Here is a 24,498-nt window from a genome sequence, read left to right as displayed (position 1 = left end):
CAGTTGTTTAATGAGGTAAATTGATAAAAAATGCGTCTATTTTCTACAAATACGCTCCGAGAACTTTAAGCAAAGGTTACTTATCTGCCTCTAAATTATTGGAGATGGAAGATTTTACGTTCTCTGATAAGGAAATAGACAAATTCTCATCTGCTACTTTGCGTAGTAATTTATAAGATGTGGTTTATCATTATTAGATTAGGATGATGGACATGCTATAGCGTTCCATTATTCTGATTTAGTAATGATAAACCACGTCTATTTAACTGTTGGAAGGTCAATTGACGAAGCGGTGGGGTACGAGCAAAGCTGATTATAAGCAAAAAGTACCACTCAAAGACGTTATCTTGGTCACTCAAAACAGCTCCTAAATCTGTCAAGCTATTTTAGGGCAATACACCCCTCGGCATCGTCCTATTCTGGATTCGTTGCCGAGGGGTGTTCTGTTGTTGTACTTCTCCCAGATCGGGGGTCGAATCCGCCACAAGACTGCTTCAGACGGAATGCTGTTGTGGCTGACCCCTAGCGCGGCCTTCAGGGAGCCGACCAGGTAGTTAACTACCTGGTACTGACATGCATGAGCAAGGAATACTCAGTTAGTTTTCCCGTTCATCTGATAGGCCAGCGCTACGGCTAACAGGAGCAGGGCGACGAAGCACAACGCTGCCGGGAGCGAAAAATGATAGGCGATAAAGCCCAGTAAAGCGGGGCCAGCCAATAAGCCGGTATAGCCAATGGTTGTAATGACTGGTATACTTACCGTGGGCGCAATACCCGGCAATCGACCCGCTGCGCTGAAAAATATCGGAACCACGTTGGCGACTCCCAGGCCAAGCAGGACAAAACCCATCAGTGTACCCCATATCCAGGGACTGAAAACTGCGACCGTCAAGCCAACTGCGCCCAGTATACTGCCGCCTACTACCACCGTTTTGCCACTTAACCGGGTTACGAGCCTGTCGCCAACCAACCGCATGGTGGCCATGGCCACCGAGAAAGCCGCATACCCTGATCCGGCAAGTTCAGCGTTAACACCCTGATTGTCCCGTAAAAAGATAGCGCTCCAGTCGAGGATGGCCCCTTCGGCCAAAAAAACAGCGAAACACATAAACCCCAGAAATAACACACTGCCCTGTAGCCAGGCAAGAGGCCGCCTGTTTTCTGCCGGCTCACCATGCCCGGTTGTAAACTGAGCCATCGCCTGTCGCTCAACATCGGCAGGGAATAATCTCGTGTACTGGGTGCCGGTAATGACAACGATCAGCACGGCGATACTCCCGATGGCATAAACGGGGTTGAGTCCCAGCCTGATCAGAAAGCCTAAGCCCAGTGAACCGAATAGCCCCCCCACGCTAAAAAGGCCATGCAGAGACGACATAATCGGTTTTCCATATAGGTTTTGCACGTGCACGCCCTGGGCGTTCATGGCTACGTCGATCGCGCCGATGGCTGAGCCGAATATGAACAGAGTTATGGCCATGGGTAGGGTCGAGGAGAGGAGCAACAGCAGGGGCAGGGTAAAGGCCATGACCAGGGCGGCACTGGCCATGACAATCCGGCTCCCGAAACGGCTCACCAGCCAGCCTGAAGTTGGCATCATGAGCATAGCCCCGGCCCCCAGCATCAATAACAACAACCCTAAGTTGGCATCATTTAACCGGAGCCGGTCTTTGGCGAAAGGCACCATCGGGGCCCAGCTGGCCATACCCAGGCCGCATACGAAAAAGATCAGCTGAGTAGCAAAGCGGGCTTTTGATACCGCATTCGTCGAAATGCCCGGGGTAGGGATCATAAACAAACAAAGTCGTTTTTCAGTGAGAGAGTCGGCACTGGCCTTTTCGTAAGCAAGGTACAAACAAACGATCTGGATGTCATTGGGAACTATTGAGTCTGTAGGGCGACCCGTAACAGACCGTTGCTGGGTTATGCCACGTCTTTCGTTCCCGACGTATACCTACCTTCGTTACCGCGGAGTTGGGTAGTGGCCGATTGAACCGTATTTGTATGGATTCGTGCCGGACGTTTGTACAGGGCTAAGTCAGTACTTATAAATATACCCAAACACGTTGCAGCCATGTGAAGCAAATCACATGGCTGCAACGTGTTTGGGTAATGAATTATATAGCTGTTTTCTGAACTGCCAATTTAATCCAGCCGATAAATTTCTTTAATGTTTTCGAGCACTTTAATAAAGTCGATCTTCAAATCAATCAACTTGCCGGAGTGAACGTCAAACACCCAGCCGTGGATGGTAATGTCCCGATCCCGGCGGGCTTGCTGCACTTCGGCCGTTTTAAGCACATTGATACATTGCTCTTCTACGTTAAGCTCTACCAACCGTTTGTAGCGCTGTTCCTCATCCTGGATGGCATTCAGCTCCTCCCGGTGCATTCTGTACACATCCCGTATATTTCTGAGCCAGGGATTCAGTATGCCCAGGTCTTCGGATTGCATGGCGGCCTGCACCCCCCCGCAGTAGTAATGGCCACACACGACAATGTGTTTCACCTTAAGATGTAATACGGCATAGTTAACAACTGACATGACACTCAAATCCGTATTCGGAACCATGTTAGCAATGTTTCTGAGGACAAACACATCACCGGGCGATACGCCCATCAGTTCTTCTGCCGATACCCGGCTGTCGGAGCAGCCGATGTACAAAATATCGGGTGTTTGGCCTTTGGAGAGCTCACTAAAGTAATTTGGTTCGACATGTAGCTTCTGCTGAACCCAGGTTTCGTTGTTTTCGAAAATGCGTGCGATATCCATTCTGCTCTATTTACGTTGATGCTAAGCTCGTGCGAAATTAATAGATAAACTAAGCTCACTACGTTCTGTTTAAACCGACGAATGTACTACAGAGAAATGTACCGGAAACAAGATTCTCCATGTATTACCCGCATACTCGCCCCGCCTTGCTTCAATTGACAGCCCTGAACAGTCCTTTCTATGACCCGGCTAGCTGGGAATAAATCAGTAAAAATCAGTTGCTTATTCCAATTGGCGGCCTTGATTTTTGTCGGCTCGGTGTGCATAACCTGCCTGCAGGGGTAGGCAGGTTGGCTGGTGGTGTGCTGTTGAGAATTATAGACTAAAACTACCAGCCCGGTAGGACCAGCAACGAACTGGTTACCACGCTGCGAGTCAGTGATAGGTTGTTTGAGCTGGAAACAAGGATTAGTCTGCTCGTACGTTGATTCCGATGTTTCACTGGGCTATCCCTGCGCCGAGTAAAGCAAACTTACCTATATGTAAAAAAATAAAAATGCTCGCCAGGCCCTATAAATGGCTAATACACTAGTAATTAGCCCGACCAAGGCGATTGTGCGTATATATGCATCCGTAATCCATGAGTAAACCAGGAACCAGAGCGGCTTGATGCTAGTTATAAGCCCGCAAGGCAAGTCCTACCACCATGGCTCATCGTACTAAAGAATGCGTTTTCATCGTCGACGATGATGAGGACGATCTGTTTATCATCCAGCAGGTTTTTTCACAGTACAGTCCCGAATGTCAGCTTAAACCGTTGACCAGTGGAACGGCCCTCCTCGATGCGCTGGCCGAAGCCCCTGCTTTGCCCGACCTGATTCTGCTGGACCTGAACATGCCCCAGATGAGCGGGCTGGAGACGCTGGCCCACCTCCGTCAGCATACGACCTACAGCTCCATTCCCGTAGTGGTGCTGACAACATCCGATCACGCCCGCGATAAGCAGCAGGCGGCCCAGTTGAAGGCCAGCGGTTTCATCACTAAACCATCGACCATTGAACAGTATAATAAGGTCGTGCTGAAGCTTCGGCAGGACTGGCTGTTGGGCAACCACGTACCGGATCAGCCGGCTGGCTGCTGCTAGATGGGCCGGGAGCCAGCCATTTTTTAGGCAAATGCCGGATGAATTCGGGCAAGAGGGCTTATTTTCGCGCTCCTCTTATGAAACAGCTTGTCTTTATCTTCGCTTTCCTGCTGATAACCTCGTGGGCCTATGCCCACCTGGGTACCATTACGGGTACCGTAACCGACCAGACGACCCGGCAACCTCTGGCGGGCGTGACCGTGCAGCTGACGGGCCTGGGCCGCGCCACCGTAACCAACGAACTGGGCCAGTTTCGGTTCGATCACCTGCCCGCTGCTCCCTACCGGATTGAATTGTCTCACCTGGGATATGCTTCTCTTCAAAAAGAGGTGACGGTACTGGATGACCAGACAATAGCCGTCACCATCAGCTTGTCAACGGCACCCGTAGCCTTGGGCGAAGTGACCGTATCGGCCCTGCGCGCGCACGATCAGCAGCTGATCAGTAACCTGGATATCCGGCTTCGACCGATCGTAAACTCGCAGGAAATTCTCAGGCTGGTGCCGGGCCTCTTTATCGGTCAGCATGCCGGCGGGGGAAAGGCCGAGCAGATTTTTTTGCGGGGCTTCGACCTCGATCACGGCACCGACATCCGCCTGACTGTCGACGGCATGCCGGTCAACATGGTCTCCCATGCGCATGGACAGGGGTATGCCGACCTCCATTTTGTCATCCCGGAACTCGTGGAAGGGGTTGATTTTAAGAAAGGACCTTACCAGACCGACAAGGGCAATCTGGCCACGGCCGGCTGGGTCGACTTCCGAACCCGAACCGTACTCGACCGATCGTTTGCCAAGCTGGAAGCCGGCCAGTTCAACACCTACCGCGCCGTGGCCGGACTGGATCTGCTGAACCTGAACCGAACCCAGTCAACGCCCCGACCCGCAACCAGTCAGTCGGCTTATCTGGCGGGCGAATACTCGTACAGCGATTCGTATTTTGACAACCCACAGCAGTTTAACCGGGTCAACGTGCTGGGCAAATACCACGGGCACCTGGGGGCTTCAACGAATCTTACCCTGACGGGATCTACGTTCTGGAGCCGCTGGAACCACTCGGGCCAGATCCCGGATCGGGCGGTCGACGCGGGGTTGATTGGCTGGTTTGGTTCCATCGACCCGACCGAAGGAGGTAAAACCAGCCGCACCAATGCCAACGTGCAGCTGATTACCGTTACGCCCCGGAATCATACCATCCGAAACCAGTTTTACTATAGCCACTACGCTTTTGAACTGTATTCTAACTTTACCTTTTTCAAAACCGATACCGTAAACGGCGATCAGATCCGACAGAAAGAACGGCGTAACCTGTTTGGCTACACGGGCAGCTATTCGACCCGGACAGCCATAGGCCGCAGCCAGTGGACAACTACCCTCGGGGCGCAGTACCGGCAGGACATAACCCGCGGTTCCGAGCTGTCTCGCACCCGCGATCGGGTCGTCACCCTGAACCCGGTGCAGTATGGCAATGTCAACGAGATAAACGCGGCCCTCTACGCCGACGAGCTTATTCAGCTAAGCAGTCGATTCAGCCTCAACGCCGGTCTCCGGTATGACCTCTTCAGGAGCCAGTATACCGACCTGCTCGCCATACCGGTTACCGCCCGGAGCGCCACCCAGGGAATTCTATCGCCTAAACTGAATCTTTATTACACCGCCAGCCCGTCCTTGCAGCTCTACCTCAATACGGGCCGGGGTTTTCATTCGAACGATGTCCGGGTCGTCGTTCCCCAAAATGGCCGCGAGATTCTGCCGGCGGCCTACGGCACCGATCTGGGGGTGCTGGTCAAACCCTTGCCGCGGCTGCTGATCAACGCTGCCGCCTGGTACCTCTGGCTGGAGCAGGAATTCGTTTACGTCGGCGACGAGGGCGTGGTTGAGCCCAGTGGCCGGTCGCGACGGCTGGGCATCGACCTGTCGGCGCGCTACCAGCTGACCCGCACTCTCTACGCCGATCTGGACCTGAATACGGCACGACCCCGGGCGCTGGGCGTCGAAGCGGGCCAAAACTACCTGCCGCTGGCGCCAATGTTTACGTCGGCCGGGGGGCTGTCGCTCCAGACCAGCACAGGGCTGAGCGGTTCTGTTCGGTATCGGTACCTGGCTGACCGACCGGCCAACGAGGATAATTCGCTGGTAGCCCGCGGGTATTTTGTGAATGACCTGCAGCTGAACTATGCCCGGAAACACTACCAGCTGGGTATGTCAGTGCAGAACCTGTTCAACGTACGCTGGAAAGAAACGCAGTTTGCTACCGAAAGTCGGTTGCAAAACGAAACGGCGCCCGTCGATGAAATTCATTTTACCCCCGGTACGCCCTTTTTTGCCCGGCTCAGCCTGACGTATTTCTGGTAGCAATCCGGGGTTTTGCCAGACCGAAGCCGCCGGGTCAGGCCGGTCAAAGGGCACACATGTAATCAGGGTGATCTATCTTTGTAGTCGGATTGAATCGGACATGACTGGTTCAGCCGTTTACTGCCATGAAGATTTTAATCGTTGAAGATGACCGCCGGATTGCGCAGACCATCAGCCAGGGGTTAGCGGGGGAAGGCTACGAAACGGAGGTGGTGTACGATGGTCAGCTGGGTCGGGAAGCGGCCATGCAGAACCCGATCGACATGCTGATTCTGGATATCAACCTGCCGGGTCTCAGCGGGTTCTCGATCTGTCACGACGTTCGGCAGGCCAAACCCGCTCTCCCCATAATCATGCTGACCGCCCTGGGCGAGGTAGAGGATAAGGTATTGGGACTGAGCCGCGGGGCCGACGACTATATCGTAAAACCGTTCGACCTGAGAGAACTGAACGCCCGGGTAGCGGCCTGCTTTCGCCGGCTTGACCGGCAGGAAGAGCCCATTGGCCAGGAGGTGCTGCAGGTGGCAGACCTGATTGTTAATCCCACCACCAAGCAGGTGAGTCGGCACGGACAGTCTATCGAACTGACCAGCAAGGAGTTTAATCTGCTGGAGCAGCTGATGCGTCATCCCGGTCAGGTCATATCCAAAAAAGACCTGACCGAGCGCGTCTGGAACCTGCATTTCGACCCCGGTACCAACGTTGTAGAAGTCTACATCAACTACCTCCGCCGGAAAATTGACCGCAACTTTGAGCCGAAACTAATTCATACCCGCTCCGGATATGGATACATGATAAAAGAAGGATAAGAGCTTCTTTTCCGAGGCCGTTAAAATCTAAGCTTTTTCTAAGCCAAAACTCAGCCTCTTTTAAGGTGGCGAGCTTTAGTTTGTATTCGCTTCATCAATAAACACCGACCTTTGATGAACTGAGTGGGGTTTTCGCTGACGCCCGCCCGGTTCATCGCCGGTCGGTTCATCCGCTTATCCTCCGTGGAGACTGGCCCGGCAGCTGGTCAGCCCGTAGCCAATGACCATCCGCAATCGACTGCTTATCCGATTTTCGCTCATCGTCGCCACCATCCTGGTGGTGTTTTCGGTGGTCGTTTATGTGGCCTCGGCGACCTACCGGCGGGAAGAGTTCTACGAGCGGCTGAAGAGCAAAGCCCGCACTACCGCCCGCCTGCTGATCGAAGTAAACGAGGTTGACCAGGCCCTGCTTAAAATCATCGACCGGAATACCATATCGGCCCTCATCGATGAAAAGGTGCTGGTGTTTGATCATGATAATCGGCTGGTATACAGTAGCGTAGATGATCATCCGGTGGCGTTTAATCGTGAGTTGCTGGAACAGGTTCGGCAACAGGGGGAGGTCGAAACCTACAACGGAGCCAACGAGCTGATCGGTATTACGGTGCCCCGGGGCGATCAGCTGGTTGTCGTGCTGGCTTCGGCCCACGATCAGTACGGGCAAAGCAAGCTGCGTAACCTGGGGCTGGCTCTGTTATGGGGATTGGTAGGGGGGCTGGGCCTAACCGTATGGCTCGGACGTATTTATGTGGGGCGGGCGCTGCGACCGGTGGCACACATTAACCAGCAGGTTCAAACTATAACGGCCCGCAACCTGCGCCAGCGGCTCGATGAAGGCAAGAAGCAGGACGAGATCGAGCAGCTGGCGGTTAACTTCAACGCCGTGCTGAACCGGCTCGAGTCGGCCTTCGACCAGCAGCGTAGCTTTGTTTCCCACGCCAGCCACGAACTCCGAACCCCTCTGGCTGCCCTCAAACTCGAAGTCCAGCTGGGGCTCAACCGCCCCCGTCAGGCCGAAGCCGATCAGCTGACGTTCCAGAACCTGCAAACGGATACCGACCGACTGGTAGCCCTCACCAACAGCCTGCTTTTTCTGGCCCGTACCATCGAACAGGCTGATCGAACCACGCTGACCCCGGTGCGGCTGGACGAGGTTGTATTCGCAGCGCAGGATGAACTGCTGGCAGTTCGCCCGGACTACACGGTTGCTATTCAGTACGATAGCCTGCCCGAAAACGAGGCCGATCTGCTGGTGCTGGGCGAAACGACCCTGCTGCAGCGGGTGGTGCTGAACCTGTGCGACAACGCCTGTAAATACTCCGCCGATCACCGGGCCCGGGTAAGTCTGGTGGCGCACAATAACGGATGTCTGCTCACCGTGACCGATACCGGCATCGGCATCTCGCCCGACGAACAGACGCGTATTTTTGACCCCTTCTACCGGGCCGAGAGCGCCATACCTTATACCGGTTTTGGCATCGGACTGGCGATTTGCCGCCAGATTGTCGAGCTTCATCAGGGTATCATCAGCCTCCATAGCCAACCGGGCGTTGGCAGCACCTTTAGCGTTTGGCTGCCCGGAGTAACCAAAATCTAATATTATTCTAAAGGCTTTTTCCGGCATCACCCCTGTAATCGTCCAGACCTTTGCGGACAGATTATCTGTTTTTGGTGATGCGGTTATTCTTATTTCTTTTTCTGGGGGTAGTGCCGGGGCTGTTGACCAGGGCCTGGGCTCAGGATTCACTGGTATTGTCCCGGCGGCAGGCCGATAGTTTGTTTCTGGCCAATAACCTCTTACTACTGGCCGAACGCTTTCGGGTCGACGCCAGTCAGGCGCAGGTGATCCAGGCCCGCCTGTACGATAACCCGACCGTCGGGTTCGAAATCAGTACCTACAATCCGGATCGGAGGAGGGTGCTCGATGTCGGTTCGCAGGGGCAGAAGATTGTTACCATCGAGCAACTGCTCTACACCGCGGGGAAGCGTAACAAACGGATTGCCCTGGCCACCGAGGCCACCCGGCTTACCGAGCTGGAACTGCTCGATCTGCTGCGCGGCCTCCGCTACGAACTGCGCAGTCGGTTCTACGGACTCTACTTTGCGCGCCAGACGCTGGCCCGGTTTACGCAGCAGCTCGCGACCCTGCAGTCGACCGTAGACGGTTACGAGCGGGAGTACACCCGCCATAACGTGTCGCTGCGGGAGGTGCTCCGGCTGAAAGCGCTCTTGTTCCAGCTCAGCAACGACCGGACCGAGATACAATTGCAACTGGCCGATGACCAGCGGGTACTTCAGACGCTACTGTCGGTCGAGCTACCCATCCGGCCACTGGTTTCTGACGAAGGCCTTTCGACGTACCGACTGCCGACGGTGCCCGATGATTCGCTGCGGCAACTGGCGTTGCAACATCGGCCCGACCTGCGGGTGGCCAACTCCCTGATCCGGCAGGCTGAACTCAACCTCAATCTGCAACGGGCGCTGGCCCGACCCGATGTACGGGTGGGGGGCACCTACGACCAGGCGGGTAGTTACGTTCCCCATTATGTCGGAATCGGCCTATCGGTCGACCTCCCCGTCTTCAACCGAAACCAGGGCGCTATTGCCGCGGCCCGCGCCCAGATCGGGTACCAGCAGGGCCTGGAGCGGCAGCGGGTACTACAGATCGGCAATGAGGTCATGGCTTCTCTCCAGAAAGTACGCGCGGTAGAACAGCAACTGCAGTCGGTTACCGGCCGATTCACGAATCAGTTTGACGAGCTAAATAAAGGGGTTTTACTCAGCTTTCAGAAAGGCAATATCTCCCTGATCGAATTTGTCGACCTCATCGAAACCTATAACGAAAGCCTGCGGGAGCTGAATCGGCTGAAAGCTGATCGGGTCAGCACGTACGAAGAACTGAATTACCTCCTGGGTCTTGATCTATTTAACTGATATGAACTACCTGACACAAACGGGCTGGCTCCTGGCGCTGCTGACGTCGACACTGGCCTGCCAGCCGGCAACCCCGCCCGAAGAGGCAAAAGCGTTTATGCTTTCCGATACCATGCTCAGCCGTATTGCGCTCGACTCCGTGCGGATACAACCGGTTCGGTCGGAGTTAACTCTGGTCGGAAAGGTCGTCTCCGACGAAAATCGGGTTATCAAGGTGTACCCCCTGGTGGGCGGTAACGTAGAGGATGTCAAAGTAGAACTGGGCGATTACGTCCGGAAAGGGCAGACGCTGGCCGTAATCCGCTCCGGCGAGGTGGCCGACCTGGAACGGCAGTCGCTGCAGGCCCAGTCGGATCTGCTGCTGGCCGAGAAAAACCTGCTCGTGGCGCAGGACCTGCTGGAAAGCAAACTGGCCGCGCAGCCCCAGGTGATAGCCGCTCAGAAAGAGGTAGATAAGGCTAAAGCCGAAGTGAACCGGTTGCGGGAGGTCTTCCGCATCTACGGGCTGGGCCAGACATCGACCTATCTGGTTAAAGCGCCGATCGACGGATACGTCATCGAAAAGAACGTCAACCGCGATATGCAGCTTCGCTCCGACAATGCCGACAATCTGTTCACCATTGGGCAGATCAGCGACGTATGGGTACTGGCCAATGTCAACGAATCGGATATTTCCAGAATCCGGACGGGGATGGCGGCCGATGTTCAGACGCTGAGTTACCCCGATAATCGCTTCAGTGGCCAGGTCGATAAAATCTATACCGTGCTCGACCCCGGTACCAAGGCCCTGACCGTCCGGATTCGGTTGCCGAACCCGGGCATGAAGCTCAAACCCGAAATGCACGCTACGGTTACCCTCCGCTACGACGACGGGATGCAGATGCCAGCGATCCCCGCCGGCTCGGTCATCTTCGACCGCTCGAAACACTACGTGATGGTGTTTCGGAGCCGCACCGATCTGGAAACCCGCGAGGTTGAGGTCTACAAATCGCTGGGTAAACTAGCTTATATCCGCACGGGCCTGAAACCGGGCGAACGCATCATTTCAAGGGATCAATTGCTGGTATACGATGCCCTCAACGACTAATCTATGAACCGCTTCATTCGATCTATTGTCGGTTTCTCGCTGAAGAACCGCTTTTTTGTCTTTTTCATGACGGCGGTGCTGGTTGTAGCGGGGGTTGTCAGTTACCTAAAAACCCCGCTCGAAGCGTTTCCGGACGTAACCAACACCCAGATCATCGTAGTAACGGAATGGAACGGACGCTCGGCCGAAGAGGTCGAGCGGTTCGTGACGGTTCCGATTGAGGTGGCCATGAACTCGGTACAGCGGAAAACCAACGTGCGTTCGACTACCATGTTCGGGCTGTCGGTCATGAAAATCATCTTCGAGGATGATGTCGATGACTTTTTTGCCCGGCAGCAGGTGAATAACCTGTTGCGGAATGTGTCGCTGCCCGATGGGGTTGAGCCCGACGTACAGCCGCCCTACGGACCGACGGGGGAAATATTCCGTTACACCCTCGAAAGCCCCCACCGCGACAGCCGCGAGTTACTAACCCTGCAGAACTGGGTCGTTGACCGGCAGCTGCGCAGCGTGCCGGGAGTAGCCGATATTGTGGCCTTTGGCGGTCGGGAGAAGATGTACGAGCTGCGCGTCAACCCGACCCAGCTGGCTAAGTATGACATCACCCCGCTCGACGTTTACCAGGCCGTTACCCGCAGCAACATCAACGTGGGTGGGGATGTCATCGAGCGGAACGGGCAGGCCTACGTGGTGCGGGGCATCGGGCTGCTGACGTCGATTCAGGACATCGAAAACATTCTGATCGAAGAAGTGGGCGGCAATCCGGTGTTGGTCAGGAACGTAGCCGACGTGGCCGAATCGCAGCTGCCCCGCGTGGGTCAGGTCGGGCTGAATACCAACGACGACGTGGTAGAAGGAATCATTGTCATGCGCAAAGGGGAAAACCCCAGCGAGGTGCTGACGCGGGTCAAAGATAAAATCGAAGAACTGAACACCCAGGTCCTGCCGGCCGACGTGAAGCTGGTAACGTTCTACGACCGCGACAACCTGATCGCGTTCTGTACGGAAACGGTGCTGCACAACCTCACCGAAGGGATTGTACTGGTAACGGTCATTGTTTTCCTGTTCATGGCCGACTGGCGCACCACCCTGATCGTGTCGATCATTATTCCGCTGGCGCTGCTGTTTGCCTTCCTCTGTTTAAAATTACGGGGTATGTCGGCCAACCTGTTGTCGATGGGCGCCGTCGACTTCGGGATTATCGTCGATGGGGCGGTGGTGATGGTGGAGGGCATTTTCGTTTCCCTCGATCATCTGGCCCATCGGGTCGGCATGGCCCGCTTCAACCGCATGGCCAAGCTGGGGCTGATCCGGAAAACGGGAGGGGAGCTGGGTAAAGCCGTATTTTTTTCCAAGCTGATCATCATCACCGCCTTACTGCCTATTTTTTCATTCGAGAAGGTAGAGGGCAAGATGTTCTCGCCCCTGGCCTGGACCCTGGGGTTTGCCCTGCTGGGCGCGTTGCTGTTTACCCTGACGCTGGTGCCGGTGCTGTGTTCAATGTTGCTGAAGAAAAACGTCCGGGAGCGTAAAAATCCGCTCGTCAGCTTCTTCGACCGGATCGTGATGGCGGGCTTCGGCTGGTGTTACCGGAATCGGCGGCTTAGCCTGGTGGGTGCGCTGTGCTTCATGATAGCTACCTTCTTTTCGGCTTCGTTGCTGGGTACCGAGTTTCTGCCCCAGCTGAACGAGGGTGCGCTCTGGGTTACGGCCGAACTACCCATGAGTATGTCGCTGCCCGAAAGCGTCGACATGGCCAAAACCATTCGAAACGATTTGAGCGCCTTCCCGGAGGTAAAGCAAGTGCTCTCGCAGGTGGGCCGTTCCAACGACGGGACCGATCCGAACGGGTTCTACTTCTGTCAGTTTCAGGTCGACCTGAAGCCGAAAGCGGACTGGCCCAAACGCCACGATGGACGCGCGCTTACCGACGAGCAGCTCACCGATGAGATGGACAGCCAGCTGAAAAACTATGCCGGGGTGCTGTACAACTACTCACAGCCAATTATCGACAACGTGGCGGAGGCCGTGGCGGGGTACAAAGCCAGCAATGGGATCAAGATTTTTGGACCGGACGTGTACGAGCTGGAAAAATATGCCAATCAGGCGGTCGAAGCGGTGAAAGGGGTGGAAGGAATAAAAGACCTGGGAATTATCCGTAACGTGGGCCAGCCGGAGCTGAGCGTTATGCTTCATGATCATAAAATGGCGCTGCTGGGGGTTTCAACCGCCGACGCGCAGGCGGTTATCGAAATGGCTATTGGCGGAAAAACGGCGTCTGAGCTGTACGAAGGCGAACGTAAGTTCGAAATTCGGGTGCGGTACCAGCCCGAATTCCGTAAAAACGAAGATGACATTATGCGGCTGATGGTGCCGACGATGAGCGGTGGTAAGATCCCCCTAAAGGAGATCGCCACCATCCGGCAGATAACCGGTCCGGCCTTCATCTACCGGGATCTGAACAAACGCTTTATCGGGGTTAAGTTTTCGGTACGCGGGCGTGACCTGGGAAGCACCATTGCCGAAGCCCAGCGCCGGCTGAACGAGACGCTCCGGCCCGCCAAGGGGTATTCGGTTGCCTGGGTGGGCGAATTTGAGAATCAGGTGCGGGCCACCGACCGGCTGGGGCAGGTCGTGCCAATCTGTCTGGTAGCCATCTTCGTTATCCTGTTCATTTTATTCGGCAATGCCAAAGACGCCGGGCTGGTGCTGGTCAACGTGCCCTTTGCGCTGATTGGTGGAATCCTGGCGCTGCATGTGACGGGTATGAATTTCGGGATCTCGGCGGGGGTAGGCTTCATTGCCCTGTTTGGCATCTGTATCCAGAATGGGGTGATACTGGTGAGCGTATTTACCAACAACCGACGCAACCGAATGCCGCTCGACCAGGCCATCCGCGAAGGGGTTGCCTCGCGGGTAAGGCCCGTTATCATGACCGCCCTCATGGCAGCTATTGGCCTGTTGCCGGCGGCCGTGTCGACGGGGATCGGTTCGGAAACTCAGAAACCACTCGCCATTGTCGTGATTGGTGGATTGATTACCGCAACGATTCTGACGCTGCTGGTCTTTCCGATAATTTACCGGCTGTTCAACCATCGGCAGCCAACCCACCACCGCCAGACCGACGAACCGCTAACTGTTGCCTAGCGACCACGTTACAAACGCGACCGGAACAGGGAATAAATAAGACTGGTTTGCCGGCAAACCAGGACGTAACTTGAGCCATTTGACCGGCTTATTTGTTACTAAGGCATGACCCGTACTGAACTTGACGAACTGATTGGTCAGGGCGAAAGCGTTCGACTTGAATTTAAACGCAGCCTATCCTCAGCGCACCGCATAGCCCGCACGCTGACGGCCTTCGCCAATACGGCGGGCGGAACCCTGCTGATTGGGGTAGCTGATGATGGCCGTATTGTAGGAGTGCCGTCGGAGTTGAGAGAGATGCGCAAAATAGAGGAGGCTACCGATCAGTTTGTTGAGCCTCCGCTGGAAATCAGTTACGAAACTCTGGCTCCCGATGGTCGGCGGGTGCTGGTGATCCACGTGGCGGAGAGTGCGGAAAAGCCACATTTCGCCGTTGATGAAGCCGGCAAACGAACCATTTACGTCCGGGCCAAGGATAAATCGATGCCAACCAGCCGACTCATTATAACCCCGGGCAGCCCCGGCGCTCCTAACGTACAGACCCCCACCGTTCGGACGCTAATTCAGTACCTGCGTCGGAATGAAGACATTACGGCCGATAAATACGCCAGGCTGATCAACGTGTCGGAATACCGGGCGGGCAAGCAGCTGCGTCAACTGGCCGAACAGGGGCTGTTGCTGTTGCTCAACAAGCAGCGGCCGGTTCGGTACGCGCTGAAACTGGCCGAGTAGGTCAGGGGCGAGGTGCTAAGAAGCTGGCCGGGATTTGCGAACTTTACGCCGTTATGACAACACAGGCACCCATTACCAAAGAAACGATTACCGCTTTTTTTCAGGATTTGCAGGACCGGATCTGCCAGGCGCTGGAAGAGGCCGACGGGAGTGGCCGGTTTCGGCAGGACAACTGGGAGCGACCCGGTGGAGGAGGAGGTCGCTCACGCACGCTGACCGACGGAACGATCATTGAGAAAGGGGGTGTTGGTTTTTCGGCCGTTCACGGCGAAGCCACGGAAGCGACCCTGCGTTCGCTCAGGCTTACCGAGGCCGACGCACCCGCATCGCCCCCCACGTTTTATGCGACCGGGGTGTCTATCGTGCTGCACCCCCGCAACCCCATGGTACCGATCATTCACATGAACGTTCGGTATTTTGAAATGAGTACGGGGCACAACTGGTTCGGGGGCGGGATCGACCTGACTCCACATTACGTAGTACCTGACGATGCCCGCTGGTTTCACGACGCGCTACGACAGGTATGCGACCAGCATGATCCGGGCTATCACGCCCGATTCAAGCCCTGGGCCGATGACTATTTCTTTCTCCCACATCGGCAGGAGACACGGGGTATTGGCGGCATCTTTTTCGATTACCTGAAGCCCGAAAACGATAGCCATAAAGCGGATCTGTTTGCCTTTGTGCAGGCCGTGGGTAATGCCTTCGCGCCGATCTACACCCACTTCATGCAAAAAAATCATTCCCTGCCGTACGGAGATCGCGAAAAGCAATGGCAGCAGCTGCGCCGGGGGCGGTACGTTGAGTTCAACCTGGTCTGGGATCGGGGCACCAAATTCGGACTCGAAACCAACGGGCGAACCGAATCTATCCTGATGAGCATGCCGCCCCAGGCTAACTGGGTATATGATTTCAAACCGGAACCCAACAGTCCGGAAGCCGAAACCCTAAGCTGGCTCCGCAAAGGCGTAGAATGGTGAGTGATGAGTGATAAGTGTTATTCGTATTGCCGGTAGTTGATCATTCATCGCTCATCGCTACTCGCTCATCACTAAAAAGCGGCTGTCAGATCCCAGGGGCGGGCGGGGTCGTAGTGGAGCTGTCCGTGCTGTATCTGGAGCGGGCTGTCTACGTTATTGTGGTACAGCTGGCCGGTACCGAGGCCGTGAGGTAGTCCGTTTTTGAACTGGGCTGTGTATTGCGCAATGGCATTGAGACCAATATTCGATTCCAGGGCCGAGGTGATCCACCAGCCAACGTTAAGTCGTCCTGCCAGCTCGATCCACTCGTCGCAGTGACGAAGGCCACCCAGCAAGGTCGGTTTCAGGATAATGTACTGGGGCTGAATTTTTTTGAGCAGTCTGAATTTATGTACGTACTCCATCTGCCCGATTAGTTCTTCATCGAGGGCAATGGGAACGGGCGTGTGGCGACACAGCTCGGCCATCTGGTCCGCCTGTCCGGCTCCGATGGGCTGTTCAATGGAATGCAGACTATACTGCGCCAGTCGCTCGAGTTTCTGCATAGCCTCATCGGGTCGGAAAGCGCCGTTGGCATCTACGCGCAGGCTGATCTGCTCAGGGCTAAACCGATCCCGGATCATCGCCAGCAGATCACATTCCTGCTCGAAGTCGATAGCGCCAATCTTAAGTTTGAGCGTCGTAAAACCATCGCGCAGCTTGTCTTCGATCTGCTGTTTCATAAACGCCTGGTTACCCATCCAGATCAGCCCATTGATGGGTATGTCGCGGTGGCCCTGGGTGAACTCAGACTCGAACAGAAGCCGCCGTCCGCCCGCCAGAAAGTCGAGCATGGCCGTTTCAAAGCCAAACAGGATGCTGGGAAAGCGGGGACTGATGACCTGATTGAGAACGATAGGGACATTCCAGTTGAAAAGCTGCAGGTCGAGGTCGTTGAACTCCTGGCAGTACTGCTGCAGATGGGCCTCAAAATCAGGCCGGTCATCATAGCTTAAGCCCTTCAGTGGCCCGCATTCCCCGTAACCGACTACCGAGCTGTCTGTATCATCGAGAAGCCGGATGAGGTAGGAGGTTTTTTCGGTCAGGCTGCCACGCGACGTACCCGCTTCGAAGCGAAAATGCAACGTATATTTCAGGTAGTCGGCTCTCAAACTCATTGTATCAGGATAGTCAGGGCGGGTGTTATCAGTCCTAAAAGTACTACTTTTGACTGCTCCAAAAAGGCAATATTACGAAATTATTAGTGAAGCCTACAGCCATAAATCGGTTACTGCTGCCACTCAGTGGTCTTTACGGTTTAGTGACCGACTTTCGTAATTGGTTATTTAACAACCAGTTAAAGGAAGTCTATAGGGCTTCTGTCCGTACGGTAAGTGTCGGGAATTTGACCGTTGGCGGAACGGGTAAAACCCCAATGGTCGAGTTTTTGATTAAATGGTATCTAAACAAAGCCGGTACAGACCCGTATCAGACGGTTATATTGAGCCGGGGGTATGGCCGCAAAACGAGCGGATTTCGGGTGGCTGGCCCTGACGATACAGCAGCTACACTGGGCGATGAACCGCTGCAGGTGTACCGGAAGTTCGGCCGGCAGGTTCGGGTATGCGTGGGAGAGCGCCGGGCCGATGCTATCCAGACGATCGAGCGGATGTACCCGAACCCCCGGCTTATCGTGCTCGACGATGCGTTTCAGCACCGGGCCGTTCAGCCGGATGTGAACTTGCTCCTCACCGATTATGCCCGCCTGTTCGTGGCCGATCATCCGTTTCCGGCGGGGCGGTTGCGGGAACGGCGGCAGGGCGCCCGTCGGGCCGACGCGGTCATCGTCACCAAATGTCCGATGGCTCTGCCAAAGACCGAGCAGCACCGGATTGCCGGTCTGATCCGTCAGTATGCCCGGCCGGACGTACCGGTCTTTTTCGCCGGTTTGACCTACCAGCAGCCTGTTCCTTTCTCCGGGTCGACGAGCCCGGCGCCGACCGGACCCGTAGTGCTGGTGTCAGGCCTAGCCAATGCCGACCCGATGGACGAATACGTACGAACTCAGTATACCCTGCTGAGCCACCGTCGGTACGCTGACCATTATGCCTATACGCGGGCTGACCTGGAGTATGTCGTTACGGAGTTACCCGCTGGCGCATCGGTGCTGACGACGGAAAAAGACTGGGTCAAGCTGGACGCACTGCTAACCCCCGCCGAACGGGACCGGTGGCCCCTGTACTATTTGCCCGTCGGGACGCAGCTGCTCGACGGGAGCGACCGGCAGTTCGATCAGTTTTTAGACGAGCAAATCCTTAAAAATCCATAACGAATGCCAGCTGACCTGAAGGCTCTGCACTTTTGGCGTATTTTTGAGCGAATGAATCAACGTGTTTTTCTTTTATGCCTCGCTTTGTCGATACCGGTGTTGAGCCGGGCGCAGCAGTTTCCGGGGGGGGGGCAGCTCCCCGGCAGTTTTGGCGGCTTCGGCGGACAAACCGGACGCCCCGGCTCGTTTACCTCCGGCTCCGGCTCCTCGGCCAGCGGGATCGATGACTCGACCAAGGTCATTTATGGACCCAAGTCGACCCGTTACCGGCTGGAAGACGACATCCTGAACAACCGAAAAAAACTGTACACCGTCGACACGACCATGGATGACGTACACCGCTTTTTGTACGTTCAGCGCAACCAGAATCTCTACCAGGACCTGGGTAACCTGGGTACGCCCATGCGGCCGGTTTTTGTAACCCTACCGGCGCAGCTGGGTGCGCAGACCGGGTATTCGGTTTTTGCGCCCTACGCTTACCAGACGATGGCCGTCAAATATTTCAACACCAAGTCGCCATTCTCGGATATGTACCTGGCGCTGGGTGGGCGTAACCAGAATATCCTGCGGTTCGATTTTACCCAGAACATCAACCCCCGGCTCAACGCCGGTTTCGCGGTACAGCGGTTCACGTCGCAGAAACAGTTTGGGGGGATACTCAACTCAAGCAACTCGTCGGATCGGTTGCTGGCTCAGAACTGGGGGTTTCTGGGCCATACCAACTATACCTCATCGAACGATAAATACACGCTGCTGCTGCATTTCATCAACATGAACCATGAACTGGCCGAGCAGGGCGGGGTGTTGCCCGGCGAAACGCTCACCAGTGATGGCAGCACCGCTGTCAATCTAATCAATTACGACGGCGACCCCCGATTGACGTCGGTATTCGGGCGTGAGATTCGTAATGACTGGCACATCTACCAGCAGTTTGTACTGGACCAGGGGTTTCAGTTGTATCATCGGCTGGATTACCGGCGGCAGAAAAACTACTTCCAGGACGATGCCGTCCTGCAGAACCAAACCCCGATCGATACCCCCATCGGGACCCTGCCGGGCTTTTACCCGACCGGACTGAACAACCCAAATCTGGTGAACCTGGGCGATACGACCCGGATCGAGCAGGATGCGCGGTTTCGTCAGCTGGAGAATCAGGTGGGGCTGAAAGGCGTTTACCAGTTGGGCGAGTCGTCGTTTAACTACCGGGCCTACCTGCGTAGCCGTATTTATGGCCAGTATACCCGATATAACACCGCCGAGACGGCTTACAACGAATACGAAACCCGCCGGGTCGAAACCTTCCTGGGAGGCTGGCTGGGCTATTATTTCCCTGACAGTTTATCCCGGCTAACGGCAGAAGCTGAATACCAGGTCGGGGGCGGTTTCCGGCTTCAGGGGCAATTTGAGAGTCGATTGCTCACGGGTGGGTATACGGCCATGCTCGTTCAGCCAACCCTGTTGCAGGAGCGCTTTCAAAGCCCGGTTTATTTCTGGCGGAATAACTTCAGGCTCCGGGGCTACAACCACGCTTACGGACAGCTGAACCTGCAGTACAAAAAGCTCCGCCTGCAACCGGGCCTCGATTATATGCTGTTGAGTAACTACATCTACTTCGATACCGAGGGGATAGCCCGGCAGGCCAGCGGCTCGTTCAGTGTGTTACGGACGGGGCTGGGTTACTCGCTGCAGGTCGGTAAGTTCCTGACGTCAGGGCAGGCTTATTATACGGTACAATCCCGATCCGATATTCTGCGGACACCTCCGGTATTCCTGAACGCGCGGCTTCAGTACGAATTTCTGTACGCCAAAGTGCTCTACATTCAGACCGGTATCGACCTGCATTATAAGTCGGCTTACTTCGCCGATGCGTATATGCCGGTTACCCAGCAGTTTTATCTGCAGAACCGGCAGCGGGTAGAAGGGTACCTGCTGGCCGATGTATATGCCAATTTGCGGGTAAACCGAACCCGCTTGTTCATCAAGCTCACCCATGCCAACCAGAGATTGCTGCAGGGAGACGGGTATTTTGTGGCCCCCGACTTTTTGCAGATGCGCCGGGGTTTTGCATTCGGTGTCGATTGGTACCTGTTCGACTAGCCGTGGCCCTTTAGTCAGCCTGGCGAAGGGCGGCCCGGTAGGTCTCGAACTGCTGCTGGTTCACCCGTTTATCGGTTGGGATTTCCAGCAGCTTAGCCTGCGTGCCCGGCTGAAAGAAGTCGGGCAGGAGCGAGGTGAGTTCGGCCGCCGTCCGGCAGATCTGGTAGGTCACCCCCGCATCTTCGGCGGTACGACGGGCGGTGTAGCCGTGGGGTGTTTCAAAATAAGTTTCCAGTTCGGGTTGCTGACCGGGTCCATCGATGATCCGGAAAATATGCCCGGCGTCGTTGTTCAGGAGTACTATGCGTAAGTTGGGTGGTACGAGGGCTGACCATAATCCGTTCCGGTCGTAGAAGAAAGCGACATCACCAATCAGCAGAGTAACCAGTTTATCCGTAGCCAGGGCTGCCCCCACGGCCGTGCTGAGGCAGCCATCGATACCGCTTACGCCCCGGTTGGCCCATACGTCTATCTGTTGCTGTTCGCTAAGGCCGCAAAGGTTAGCGTACCTGACGGGCATGCTATTCGCCAGGTGCAGGACAGACCCCTCGGGCAGGTTCGCCAGCACGTGCTGGGTGGCCTGCCAGTCGGTTAGCGTATTCTCGGGCTGACGGAGGGAACGGAAAACCAGCTGAGCCGCTCGTCGATCGGCCGCCTGCCAGGTCTGTAAGAACGTTGTCGACTCGTCGTCATCGTCGCCCTGCAAAAACCGCTGGTAATCGAGATCACTGAACAGCTTTTCGAAGAACGCAAGGGGGGAAGCCTGCACCCGCGTGGTCAAACTCTGAAACGAGTCGTTGATTCGATCAAGCACCGGGTCGATGTGCCAGTGATGACGGGCTGGGTAACGCCGAAAGAATGTCTTTAGGTTTCGGGTCAGGAATGAGTTGCCGATTGTGATCAGCAGGTCGGGTCGCAGGCTTTCCGCTACCGACTCGCTCAGATTCGCCAGTAGTGTATCCGTATGGGTAATGAACAGACCATTGTCGGCCAGGTTACTGATTAGCTCCCCCACAACCGGTACGCCGAATTCCTCGCTGACCTTGGCCAGTATATGCCGAAGGGCCGGATTGGGTGGCAACTGGCCAACCGCTATCAGAATCCGCTCATGACGATCCCATTCCTGCAATAACCGGTGCCAGCTCTCGGTGGGTAAACCGGGTTCTGCCCGGACGGTATCGATGGTTCGAACGGGACCAGCGGTAAATGACTCCCCGGCCGTGGGGTAAAAAGGTTCGCGCAGCGGGACATTAATATGGACCGGTCCGGCCGGTGAAAACTGGGCGAGGTCAATAGCTTCGTTGACCGACCGCTCAATGAACCAGCGGCTGTCAGCATGGGTGTAGTCGGCGGGCAGATCATAACTCCGCTTCACATGATGACCGAAGAGGCCCGTTTGGTGAATTGTTTGTCCATCCTGCTGGTGAAGCCATTCGTGGGGGCGGTCGGCGGTAAGCAGCAGGAGGGGTATTTGCTGGAAAAATGCTTCTACCACTGCCGGAGCCAGATTATACACCGCGCTCCCTGACGTACAGATCACCGCCACCGGTCGGCCCGTTTGCTGCGCTATGCCCAGTGCCACAAACCCCGCGGCCCGTTCATCGGCCATGACCCGTACCCGAAGGGCCGGGTGTCGGGCAACGGCCAGCGTCAGGGGAGCCGATCGGGAACCCGGCGAAACCAGGACGTCGGTGATGCCTTTCTGGTGGAGGAGTTCCGCCATGTTAACAATGGGCTGGAGAATGGGCATGGGTAAAAACAGACAGAAAATGGGAAAAGTAACTGGAAAGCCAGTCTGCAAACATACTGTCTAAACCAATCAGCCCCGGCAGATGTCCCAGCCGTATCGCTGAATTTCCGTTACTTTGTCAACAAAAGCGTAAAAAGATTCCGGTCCCTTATTTTGATAAATAAACGAAGCCGGTCGAATCAGCGTTATTCTACCGTATTTTAGTCTGTGCCGTATGAGCCGCCTTACCTACGATAACGAAAATGAAATCCGGCTGAAGTCGTTTGCCGGTGCCTTGGTCATCAACGTACTGTTGCTGGTGGTCCTGTTTCTCGTGAGCCTGTCTCAGACGGTGCCTAACCCGCCACCTATCCAGTTTGTGGAGGTGAACTTCGGAACCGATGCCCGCGGGAGTGGAAAGATACAGACCTACAATAAAGCCTCTGACTCGCCGAATCCGGTAGACGTAAAACCGTCGGAAAATAAGCCGAACCCCAAGGTGAATACCACGCCCCGGGTTGAGCGTACGCGGGTTACCCCAAGTCCGAAAATAGAGGATGTCAAACCGGCCAAAGTAGCTACCGAGAAACCCATCATTGCCAGCAAGGCCGAAAGCCCCGTAACAACCCCCGAGCGTCCGGAACCGAAGCGGGCCGAAGCGCCCCGGCCCACCGCTCCGGTAGAACGGCCGGCCCCGCCCGCGCCTGCGCGCAAGGTAGAGACCGTCAACAACGATGCTTTATTCAAAAAATCATCGGGGGGCGGTGGGTCCAACGGTACCGTGGGGAAAGCATCCGGCACCGGCGGGAACAGCAACGGAGATGACGCGAGTGGAGTCGGGGATAAAGGGAATCCCAACGGTAAAATCGACGCCAAAGAATTTTATGGTACCCCCGGCGGAGCCTCGTCCGGGGTCGCATTCGATGTATCCGGCTGGTCACTGGCTTCGCGCCCCAGCGTGAACGACGATTCTGATGAAACCGGTAAAATTATTTTCCAGATCAAAGTCGATAGCGGAGGGGATATTATCAACGTCCGTACGCTACAGACTACGGTGAGTCCGTCGGTGGTTGATGTGTATCGGAAAGCAGTACAGCGGCTCAGACTCCGACCAAAAGGTGGTGCTACCCCCCCAACAGCCACCGGTACCATTACCTTTATCATTACCTCCAAGTAAATGCAGTATTCGGAAGCACTCGACTACCTCTACAGTCGGCTCCCTGTTTATCACCGGATCGGCCCCAAAGCAATTAAACCCGGTCTTACCAATACCCTGCGGCTTTGTGCGGCTCTGGGCAATCCACAGCATAAATTCAAAAGTATCCACGTGGGCGGTACCAACGGGAAGGGTAGTACTGCACATATGCTGGCAGCCGTGTACCAGGCTGCCGGCTACCGGGTGGGTTTGTATACGTCGCCCCATCTTCGCTCGTTCACCGAACGGATTCGGATCAATGGTCAGCCCATCGACGAAGAGGATGTAGCGGACTTTGTCACGAGCCAGCAAGCCCTGATCGAATCGGTAGAGCCGTCTTTCTTCGAAGTTACGGTGGCTCTGGCTTTTCTGTATTTTGCGTACCAGGAGGTTGATGTGGCGGTGATTGAAGTGGGGCTGGGTGGTCGGCTGGATTCTACCAATGTCATTACCCCGGCCGCATCGGTGATCACGAACATCGGGTTCGACCATATGGACATTCTGGGGGATACCCTGCCTGCTATTGCAGCCGAAAAGGCCGGCATCATCAAGACTGGTATTCCGGTCATCATTGGTGAGACCCATCCTGAGACCGAACCGGTCTTCAGGTCCAAAGCCACCCAGGAAGCGGCCCCTATTACGTTCGCGGATCAACAAGTCCGGGTTCAGGACCAGGGACTGTTTACGGGTTTCCGCCAGGTGCTGGTCAGTCAGGATGGCGAATCCGATAGCCGGTTTGAACTCGGGCTGACAGGCGGTTACCAGCGTCACAACCTGGCAGCGGTTTTGGCAACGGTCGATACGTTGCAATCTGTCTGGCCCGTCAGTACAGAAGCGCTTCAGCGGGGGGTACGGGAGGTTGTTACCTTGACCGGGCTGAAGGGACGGTTTCAGTTGCTCAGTGAAGAGCCCCGTGTCTTTGTCGATACGGCTCATAACAAACCGGGGCTGGAGGCATTGATGGAGACCGTTTCGTCCCTGTCGTTCGACAACTTACGGATTGTGATGGGGGTGGTAGCTGATAAAGCGGCATCGTCTTTACTGCTAACCCTGCCCTCGTCGGCTATCTATTATTTTTGTCAGGCATCGTCTCCCCGTTCTCTACCTGCCATACTTCTTCAGGCCGAAGCGGCAGAGGTAGCCCGGTTTGGTGAGGTATATTCAGATGTAAACATTGCGCTGGATGCAGCCCGGCTGGATGCCCAGGCCAATGATGTTATTCTTATCACAGGCAGCAATTATGTCGTTGCTGAATTAATCGATTTATAAC

At 55.6% G+C, this 24,498-nt stretch carries 17 protein-coding genes; 13 read left to right on the top strand and 4 right to left on the bottom strand.

What is annotated here, in order from left to right:
* Positions 1–592: 592 nt before the first annotated feature.
* On the bottom strand, positions 593–1,792 hold the full coding sequence (locus FBR45_RS09950; RefSeq protein WP_138501619.1) for an MFS transporter: 1,200 nt from the start codon (positions 1,790–1,792) through the stop codon (positions 593–595).
* Positions 1,793–2,145: 353 nt separating this feature from the next.
* The gene (locus FBR45_RS09945) at positions 2,146–2,772 is read right to left on the bottom strand and encodes a carbonic anhydrase (protein WP_138501617.1); all 627 of its coding nucleotides are present in this window, start codon (positions 2,770–2,772) and stop codon (positions 2,146–2,148) included.
* Positions 2,773–3,418: 646 nt separating this feature from the next.
* Here FBR45_RS09945 and FBR45_RS09940 point away from each other — a divergent pair.
* The 9 genes from FBR45_RS09940 to hemF all read left to right on the top strand — a co-directional run bounded on the left by FBR45_RS09940 (position 3,419) and on the right by hemF (position 15,899).
* Positions 3,419–3,856 (top strand): response regulator, encoded by a 438-nt coding sequence (locus FBR45_RS09940; RefSeq protein WP_138501615.1) that lies wholly within the window; start codon positions 3,419–3,421, stop codon positions 3,854–3,856.
* Between the two features lie 77 nt (positions 3,857–3,933).
* The gene (locus FBR45_RS09935; RefSeq protein ID WP_138501613.1) at positions 3,934–6,210 is read left to right on the top strand and encodes a TonB-dependent receptor; all 2,277 of its coding nucleotides are present in this window, start codon (positions 3,934–3,936) and stop codon (positions 6,208–6,210) included.
* 125 nt (positions 6,211–6,335) lie between these two features.
* Complete coding sequence (locus tag FBR45_RS09930; RefSeq protein WP_138501611.1) at positions 6,336–7,019, top strand: response regulator transcription factor; 684 nt, start codon at positions 6,336–6,338, stop codon at positions 7,017–7,019.
* Between the two features lie 220 nt (positions 7,020–7,239).
* Positions 7,240–8,616 (top strand): sensor histidine kinase, encoded by a 1,377-nt coding sequence (locus tag FBR45_RS09925; protein ID WP_138501609.1) that lies wholly within the window; start codon positions 7,240–7,242, stop codon positions 8,614–8,616.
* Positions 8,617–8,693: 77 nt separating this feature from the next.
* Complete coding sequence (locus FBR45_RS09920; RefSeq protein WP_138501607.1) at positions 8,694–9,953, top strand: TolC family protein; 1,260 nt, start codon at positions 8,694–8,696, stop codon at positions 9,951–9,953.
* Between the two features lies 1 nt (position 9,954).
* Complete coding sequence (locus tag FBR45_RS09915; protein ID WP_138501605.1) at positions 9,955–11,040, top strand: efflux RND transporter periplasmic adaptor subunit; 1,086 nt, start codon at positions 9,955–9,957, stop codon at positions 11,038–11,040.
* Positions 11,041–11,043: 3 nt separating this feature from the next.
* Positions 11,044–14,187, top strand: coding sequence for an efflux RND transporter permease subunit (locus FBR45_RS09910; RefSeq protein ID WP_138501603.1), 3,144 nt, complete (start codon positions 11,044–11,046; stop codon positions 14,185–14,187).
* 105 nt (positions 14,188–14,292) lie between these two features.
* Positions 14,293–14,919, top strand: a complete 627-nt coding sequence (locus tag FBR45_RS09905) for an AlbA family DNA-binding domain-containing protein (RefSeq protein ID WP_138501601.1) — start codon at positions 14,293–14,295, stop codon at positions 14,917–14,919.
* Between the two features lie 53 nt (positions 14,920–14,972).
* On the top strand, positions 14,973–15,899 hold the full coding sequence (gene hemF, locus FBR45_RS09900; RefSeq protein ID WP_138501599.1) for an oxygen-dependent coproporphyrinogen oxidase: 927 nt from the start codon (positions 14,973–14,975) through the stop codon (positions 15,897–15,899).
* 71 nt (positions 15,900–15,970) lie between these two features.
* On the opposite strand, the gene FBR45_RS09895 is transcribed toward hemF, so the two are convergent.
* Positions 15,971–17,056, bottom strand: coding sequence for an o-succinylbenzoate synthase (locus tag FBR45_RS09895; protein ID WP_138501598.1), 1,086 nt, complete (start codon positions 17,054–17,056; stop codon positions 15,971–15,973).
* Positions 17,057–17,142: 86 nt separating this feature from the next.
* Between FBR45_RS09895 and lpxK the strand changes: the two genes are divergently transcribed.
* Both lpxK and FBR45_RS09885 read left to right on the top strand, forming a co-directional pair.
* Positions 17,143–18,207, top strand: coding sequence for a tetraacyldisaccharide 4'-kinase (gene lpxK / locus FBR45_RS09890; RefSeq protein WP_246082174.1), 1,065 nt, complete (start codon positions 17,143–17,145; stop codon positions 18,205–18,207).
* Positions 18,208–18,258: 51 nt separating this feature from the next.
* On the top strand, positions 18,259–20,304 hold the full coding sequence (locus FBR45_RS09885) for a putative porin (protein WP_138501594.1): 2,046 nt from the start codon (positions 18,259–18,261) through the stop codon (positions 20,302–20,304).
* Positions 20,305–20,314: 10 nt separating this feature from the next.
* Here the strand turns inward: FBR45_RS09885 and menD are convergent, their stop codons facing one another.
* A complete protein-coding gene (menD, locus tag FBR45_RS09880; RefSeq protein ID WP_138501592.1) occupies positions 20,315–22,054 on the bottom strand; it encodes a 2-succinyl-5-enolpyruvyl-6-hydroxy-3-cyclohexene-1-carboxylic-acid synthase in 1,740 nt (579 codons plus the stop codon).
* 214 nt (positions 22,055–22,268) lie between these two features.
* On the opposite strand from menD, the gene FBR45_RS09875 reads away from it, so the two are divergent.
* Entirely contained in the window at positions 22,269–23,210 is a 942-nt protein-coding gene (locus FBR45_RS09875; RefSeq protein ID WP_138501590.1) for a hypothetical protein, read from the top strand.
* The gene (locus tag FBR45_RS09870; RefSeq protein WP_138501588.1) at positions 23,211–24,497 is read left to right on the top strand and encodes a bifunctional folylpolyglutamate synthase/dihydrofolate synthase; all 1,287 of its coding nucleotides are present in this window, start codon (positions 23,211–23,213) and stop codon (positions 24,495–24,497) included.
* Position 24,498 lies beyond the last annotated feature (1 nt).

The organism is Spirosoma lacussanchae (assembly GCF_005870035.1).
Lineage (GTDB): Bacteria > Bacteroidota > Bacteroidia > Cytophagales > Spirosomataceae > Spirosoma > Spirosoma lacussanchae.
This window is presented reverse-complemented; position numbering and strand designations above follow the sequence as displayed.